Genomic DNA, 6,310 nt, shown 5'->3' with positions numbered 1-6,310 from the left:
CTGACTACTGACTACTGACTACTGACTACTGACTACTGACTACTGACTACTGACTACTGACTACTGACTACTGACTAAATTTAAACAACAAGCGAGGAGGTTTAGTTGTGGTAGTTAAAACAGCAACAGAGTGCCTGATTACCTTAGAAGGCGTTAGCAAAGCTTACTCGCAGCCCAACGGTCAAACAATCTCTATTTTAGAGCCAATTAATTTAGATTTGCGATCGGGCGAAATAGTAGCTTTGCTCGGCCCTTCCGGTTCGGGAAAATCAACATTAATGCGAATGATTGCCGGACTTATCCCGCCCACCGCCGGTCAAGTTCTATACCACAATCGTCCTTTAGTCGGCTTAAATCCTGGAGTGGCAATTGTATTTCAAAACTTTGCCCTTTATCCCTGGTTGACGGTACTAGAAAATGTAGAATTAGGCTTAAAAGCTAAAGGAGAATTGCCCGAACCGCGCAGGCAAAAAGCCTTGCGGATGATTGACATTATCGGTTTAGACGGATTTGAAAATGCTTATCCGAAAGAACTTTCCGGCGGGATGCGGCAGCGGGTGGGATTTGCTAGAGCTTTGGCGGTAGAACCCGAATTGCTTTGCATGGATGAACCGTTTTCAGCTTTAGACGTGCTGACAGCAGAAAACTTGCGGTTTGAGTTATTAGATTTGTGGCTGGAAAAGAAGATTCCTACTAAAGCGGTGTTAATCGTAACTCACGGGATTGAGGAAGCGGTAATTTTAGCCGATCGCGTTATAGTCTTGGGTCGCAACCCGGGGCGAATTCGCGCCGAGTTAACGGTGACTTTGCCGCACTACCGCGATCGTAAAACTCCCGAATTTCAAGCTCTCGTAGACCAAGTTTACAAAATTCTCACCAATCCTGACTTGAGCGACGAAACAGTAACTGCACCTGCTGAAAGTGCCGCTACTGTGTATCAACCTCAACCCCCTCAAAGCGCTAAATACCAATCTCTGCCGCAGGTGCGAATTGGTGCGATCGCAGGCCTGTTGGAACTCTTGGAAGACCGCAAGGAGCAGGATCTGTACCGCCTCGGTCAAGAATTAATGTTAGAGGTTGACGACATTTTGCCGATCGTGGAAGCAGCAAAATTAATGGAATTTCTGGTAATTCAAGAAGGCGACCTCCTGTTAACACCAGTTGGCATTCAGTTCATTGCCGGCGGAATTGACCAGCGCAAACAAATTGTTCGCACCCAAATTCTCAGCAATATTCGCCTCGTACAGCAAATGTATCGAATGCTTCAGGCTAAGCGCAATCACCGCATTTCTGAAGAGTTGATTTTGGATATTCTCGAAGCCCACTTTAGTCCCAAAGAAGCAATGCGGCAATTGCAAACTGCTATTGACTGGGGTCGCTATGCAGAGTTATACAGTTATGATGAGCCCGGGGGCGAAATGTTCTTAGAATCGGAATATAAAGCTGAGTATTTATTTGCTATTTGTTATTTTTTATTGGTTAGTTGTTGCTTGTTACTTGTTGCTTGTTAGTCGTTATTTGTTGGTATCTTAGTCTTGTTTGTTGGTATCTTAGTCTTAGTCTTGTTCCCAGGCTCTGCCTGGGAATACATACCCGGAGGCTCTGCCTCCAATAAGCAATAACTAATAAGCAATAACCAATAACCAATAAACAATAACCAATAATCAATAACCAATGCGCGATACCCATGCCCCATGCCCGATGCCCGATGCCCCATTCCCAATAAGTAATTATTATGACAAGACCCTTAACACCGGCCAATAAAACTTTAGAAAGGTCAGCTTGGACTTGGCAAGACGGTTTGCTGATTCTAGCCATCTTCTCTCTAATTTTGGTAATTGTCCAAACAGCTTCTCAATTCAGCAGTGACTACAACCCTAATTTCAAAATTGAGACTACCCTAAATGTCTTGCCAGCCTATACAGCCCAGAGTCTCTTACGCATGGTAGCAGCCTATTTTTTATCGCTGCTGTTTACCCTAGTTTATGCTTATTCTGCTTACCGCTTTCCCCTAGCCGCCAAAATTTTAATTCCCTTGTTAGACATTTTGCAGTCGATTCCAGTTTTATCTTTTTTGCCGGGAGTGGTTTTAGCGCTAGTTACTTTATTTCCCGGTCAAAGAATCGGCGTAGAACTCGCATCGATTATCTTAATATTTACGGGGATGACTTGGAATATGACTTTTAGTTTCTATCAGTCGCTTTCCGCGATTCCGCGAGAACTTAAGGAAGCTGCTCAAGTTTATCGGCTCAATGCTTGGCAGCCGTTCTGGACGTTAGAATTGCCCGCTGGTGCGATCGGACTGGTGTGGAACAGCGTCATGTCAGTGGCGGGCGGCTGGTTCTTTTTGATTGCGATCGAATCTTTTACCTTGGGGGAGAAAAACTTTAATTTGCCCGGACTCGGTTCCTATTTGGGCAAGGCAGCCAATGAAGGTAATTTTGGAGCGATCGGCTGGGGTTTAGCAGTATTAATTGGTGTGATTATAGCCATAGAGTTTTTCGTGTGGCAGCCTTTGATTGCTTGGGTAGAAAAGTTTAAATATCAATCCGTGGAAGCTACCAATGTACCGCAATCAAATGTGTTAGATTTTTTAAGACGATCGGCGACGCTGCGGGTTTTTAAGTCGCGTCTATCGCCGATCGGCGATAGTTTCGATATCGGTTTGGTAAGAGCTTTTCCACCTGCTAATTTACCAACAAATCCCCGACAAAAAAGCCGCATCCGAAATTGGATAAATTGGATATTTGTTAGTGGGTTTGCCGTCATTGTGCTTTGGGGAACTTGGGAAGCAGTGCTGCTGCTGCGGTTGTTGAGTTTGTCTGACTGGCAAAAAGTCATAGGAGGTGCATTTTTCACAGCTTTGCGAGTCATTTGCGCGCTATTTTTATCGCTGTTGTGGACAGTGCCGGTCGGAGTGGCGATCGGTCGAAATCCACGTTTAGCTCAAATTTTGCAGCCATTAGTACAAATAGCAGCTTCTGTACCGGCAACCGCTTTATTTCCCGTATTGCTACTAGCTTTAATTCACGCTGGAGGCGGCTTGCAAATTGGTTCTGTGGCGCTGATGATGTTGGGGACAATGTGGTATTTGCTGTTTAACGTTATTGCCGGCGCTCAATCGATACCTTCCGAGTTGTTTGAAGCGGCACAAGTTTACAAACTCTCCCTAATCCAGCGCTGGCAGACTTTGATTTTACCGGGAATTTTCCCATACTTGAGCACAGGAATTATTACCGCCGTTGGCGGTGCTTGGAATGCAAGTATTGTCAGCGAGTACGTGCAGTTTAAAGGTCAAATTGTTACTACAGAGGGTTTGGGAGAAACTATTTCTCAGGCTACGGCATCTGGGAATTTTCCTTTGCTGTTGGCTGCTACTTCTGTGATGTCGTTGTTGGTTGTATTGACTAACCGTTTGGTGTGGCGGCCACTTTACCGTTTGGCACAAGAAAAATATCAATTGTTGGTTTAAGTAAATCAATATAAAAAACCCCATACCAAAAAAAACGGTTGCGAGAATACATCTTGGTTTGGTGGTGAAGCCTCCACTAAGAAACTGGGTTGCTAACCCCGCCGGTATAAATCGTATAACTGCAACCAGTGGCGTCAATAGGCTCTAAACTGGATTCAGGAAGGCGCGCAGCACAGGTTTAGGAGGGTCATCAATGACAGAAAAAAGTTATCAATCGTCTTCTCTACCCACCTACGCGCGAAAGGAACTGCGGGAATTAGTTCGATCGCAGTTAAGGGCCCTGTTGGAAGAAGGAGACTTTAAAGGAGCAAAAGCGATTTTGCACCCGGTGCAGGAAGCAGACATAGCTGAAGCTATCGAAGGCCTGCCAGAAACCATGCAAGTAATAGCTTTCCGCTTGCTTTCCAAAGACGAAGCAATCGCAGTCTACGAATATCTCGACTCCAGCGTTCAGCAGTCCCTCTGCGAAAAATTTAAACGCCAAGAAGTCATTGACATTGTAGATAAAATGTCCCCGGACGATCGAGCTAAACTGTTTGACGAACTGCCGGCAATATTAGTCCGTCGCCTGTTGGGTGAATTGAGCCCGACGGAACGGGAAGCTACGGCTCAACTTTTGGGTTACGAAGCCAGTACCGCCGGTCGGATTATGACCCCGGAATACATTTCTCTGAAAGAAAGCTTTACCGTCGCCCAAGCTTTAGACCGAATTCGCTCTTTGGCTAAAACTACCGAAACAATTTATTCTCTTTACGTCACCGACGCCGGACGCAGCTTGACAGGTATTTTATCTTTGCGGGATTTAGTCACTTCCCCCCTCGACAAAACTGTCGGCGAAATTATGACCCGCGAGGTAGTTTCTGTTCAAACTGACACGGATCAAGAAGAAGTAGCTAGGCTGATCCAGCGTTACGATTTTTTAGCTGTGCCCGTTGTAGACCGCGAACAGCGTCTGGTCGGCATCATTACAGTTGACGACGCGATCGACATTTTAGAACAAGAAGCAGCCAAAGATATTTATACCTTGGGCGGCGTCCAGTCCGGCGGCGACAATTATTTTCAGACCGATTTAATCACTGTTGCCCGGAAAAGGGTCGTGTGGCTGTTTGTTCTGCTTTTAACTAATACTGTCACCGGCGCAATTATTCGAGCTCAAGAAGATATTTTGCACCAAGTAGTCGCCCTAGCAGCCTTTATTCCCCTGCTGACTGGCACTGGAGGCAATGTCGGAGCTCAGTCCTCAACTGTTGTAATTCGCGGTTTGAACACTGACGAAATTACAGCAATGGGCCCGTTTCAGGTAATTGTTCGCGAGGGGATGGCGGGAGCGCTGCTAGGAGCTATATTGGGGACTGTAGCCACGGGCTGGGCTTATACTCTGCAAGGGAGTTTAGCAGTGGCACTCGCGGTGGGAGTGAGTTTGTTTGCGATCGCAATTTTAGCTTCTATTGCCGGTTCAGCTCTGCCGTTTCTATTTCGTTCTTTGGGTTTAGACCCCGCTTTAATGTCTGCTCCTTTTATTACCACCGCAGTTGATGTCCTTGGGGTCTTGATTTATTTCACTTTAGCTCGACTAATTTTGCAGATTTAATATATTTAAGTAGATTGGCATCAATAAAAAAACCATAGTAATTTTAAATTCGGTGATGTACAGCCTCCCAATGACTGATGACCAATGACCAATGCCCAATTCCCAATTCCCAATTCCCAATTAAGCTATGTCATCATCCAATTCACCAACCAAAATCCAAAATCCCAAGTCGAGCAATTGGTTAGAAACTGCTGAAGTGGTTTTTATTGCTGCCTCTGCTGTGGGATTGGCTGCTAGTTTGGTTTGGGGGCAGAGCGTTTATGCTCAAGTGCCTGTAGTGATTTCGTTGGTGTTGAATTTTGTGAACCGACAGAAGCTGCACAGGCAAGTTAAAGCAAGTACGGCTGCCACGTTCGATCGCGTAAATCAACAAGCAGCTACTACCGAGCGGGCGATCGAGGAATTGCAAATTGCTGTAAAGGCTTTAGACGAAGCACTTGCTCAAACATCTCGCGAAAACCTCAATGTTGCGCCTGGAGAAAACGTACACTCTCTAATTTCAGCCATTGAGAACCTGCGCCAGCGACTAATAATTTTAGAAAAAACTATTAAAATGATTCAAAGCGAGATCGAACTAACCAGCCGCCAATTCAAACAGCGGCCGGAGTTGCAACAAGTCGAAACTTTGACAACAATAATTCTCGACTTGCAGCAGTTTATCAACGAACTGCCACAGTGGGGGAATTTGCAGCAGCGGCAGCTAACAGAACTTCAGCAAAAAGTAGACAATGCTTTGGCTGAACTCTCAGAAGAAATTGCTGTGATTCCCAACCGCGTACAAGAGGCGCTAGCTAGTCGCGGTGGGGAAATTAACCCACAGTTGGGTTCTGGTTTGAATGGCGAGCAAAAGAATGGTTATCGACCTAAAACCCAGAATGAGAAAATTCGTCAGAAATATCCCAGAGCTTATGTCAAGTGGAGTCAGGATGAAGACGAAAATTTGAAGAAAGAATATGCGAGCGGTCAACAAATTGACGAATTAGCTCAGAGATTTCAGCGACAGCCTAGTGCCATTCGTTCGCGCTTACACAAGTTAGGATTAATCGAATAATGGTAATATCATTTCCGGTTACACCGGAATGAGGTTGACTGTTGACGGTTGACTGTTCACTGTTCGCTGTCAACAGTCAACAGTTAACTCGAATTTACTATTCCGATGCTAACGGATTTGATAAGTAGTTAAGCAAAATTAATTACATAATTATCTCCAAATTCTTTAAGAATTATTTCGACAGATGAAACAAGAG

At 45.2% G+C, this 6,310-nt stretch carries 4 protein-coding genes; all 4 read left to right on the top strand.

Features of this window, described 5'->3' with window-relative positions; all coding sequences use genetic code 11:
- The first annotated feature begins 107 nt into the window (after positions 1–107).
- The 4 genes from QUB12_RS36335 (at position 108) to QUB12_RS36320 (ending at position 6,114) form a co-directional block, all read left to right on the top strand.
- A complete protein-coding gene (locus QUB12_RS36335) occupies positions 108–1,511 on the top strand; it encodes a nitrate/sulfonate/bicarbonate ABC transporter ATP-binding protein (RefSeq protein ID WP_333310942.1) in 1,404 nt (467 codons plus the stop codon).
- Positions 1,512–1,735: 224 nt separating this feature from the next.
- Positions 1,736–3,472 carry an ABC transporter permease subunit gene (locus tag QUB12_RS36330; protein ID WP_333147102.1) on the top strand — a complete coding sequence of 579 codons (1,737 nt, stop codon included), beginning with the start codon at positions 1,736–1,738 and terminating at the stop codon, positions 3,470–3,472.
- Between the two features lie 193 nt (positions 3,473–3,665).
- Entirely contained in the window at positions 3,666–5,063 is a 1,398-nt protein-coding gene (gene mgtE, locus QUB12_RS36325; RefSeq protein ID WP_333102113.1) for a magnesium transporter, read from the top strand.
- A 127-nt stretch (positions 5,064–5,190) separates the two neighbouring features.
- Positions 5,191–6,114 carry a hypothetical protein gene (locus QUB12_RS36320; protein ID WP_333147105.1) on the top strand — a complete coding sequence of 308 codons (924 nt, stop codon included), beginning with the start codon at positions 5,191–5,193 and terminating at the stop codon, positions 6,112–6,114.
- Positions 6,115–6,310 lie beyond the last annotated feature (196 nt).

This window comes from Microcoleus sp. B7-D4 (assembly GCF_036705125.1).
GTDB lineage: Bacteria > Cyanobacteriota > Cyanobacteriia > Cyanobacteriales > Microcoleaceae > Microcoleus.
The sequence above is the reverse complement of the archived record's forward strand: the minus strand, read 5'-3'. Positions and strand labels throughout refer to the sequence as shown.

Coding starts and splice junctions, on each gene's coding strand:
- QUB12_RS36320 (WP_333147105.1), top strand. CDS start 5,191: ATGTCATCATCCAATTCACCAACCAAAATCCAAAATCCCAAGTCGAGC.
- mgtE (WP_333102113.1), top strand. CDS start 3,666: ATGACAGAAAAAAGTTATCAATCGTCTTCTCTACCCACCTACGCGCGA.
- QUB12_RS36330 (WP_333147102.1), top strand. CDS start 1,736: ATGACAAGACCCTTAACACCGGCCAATAAAACTTTAGAAAGGTCAGCT.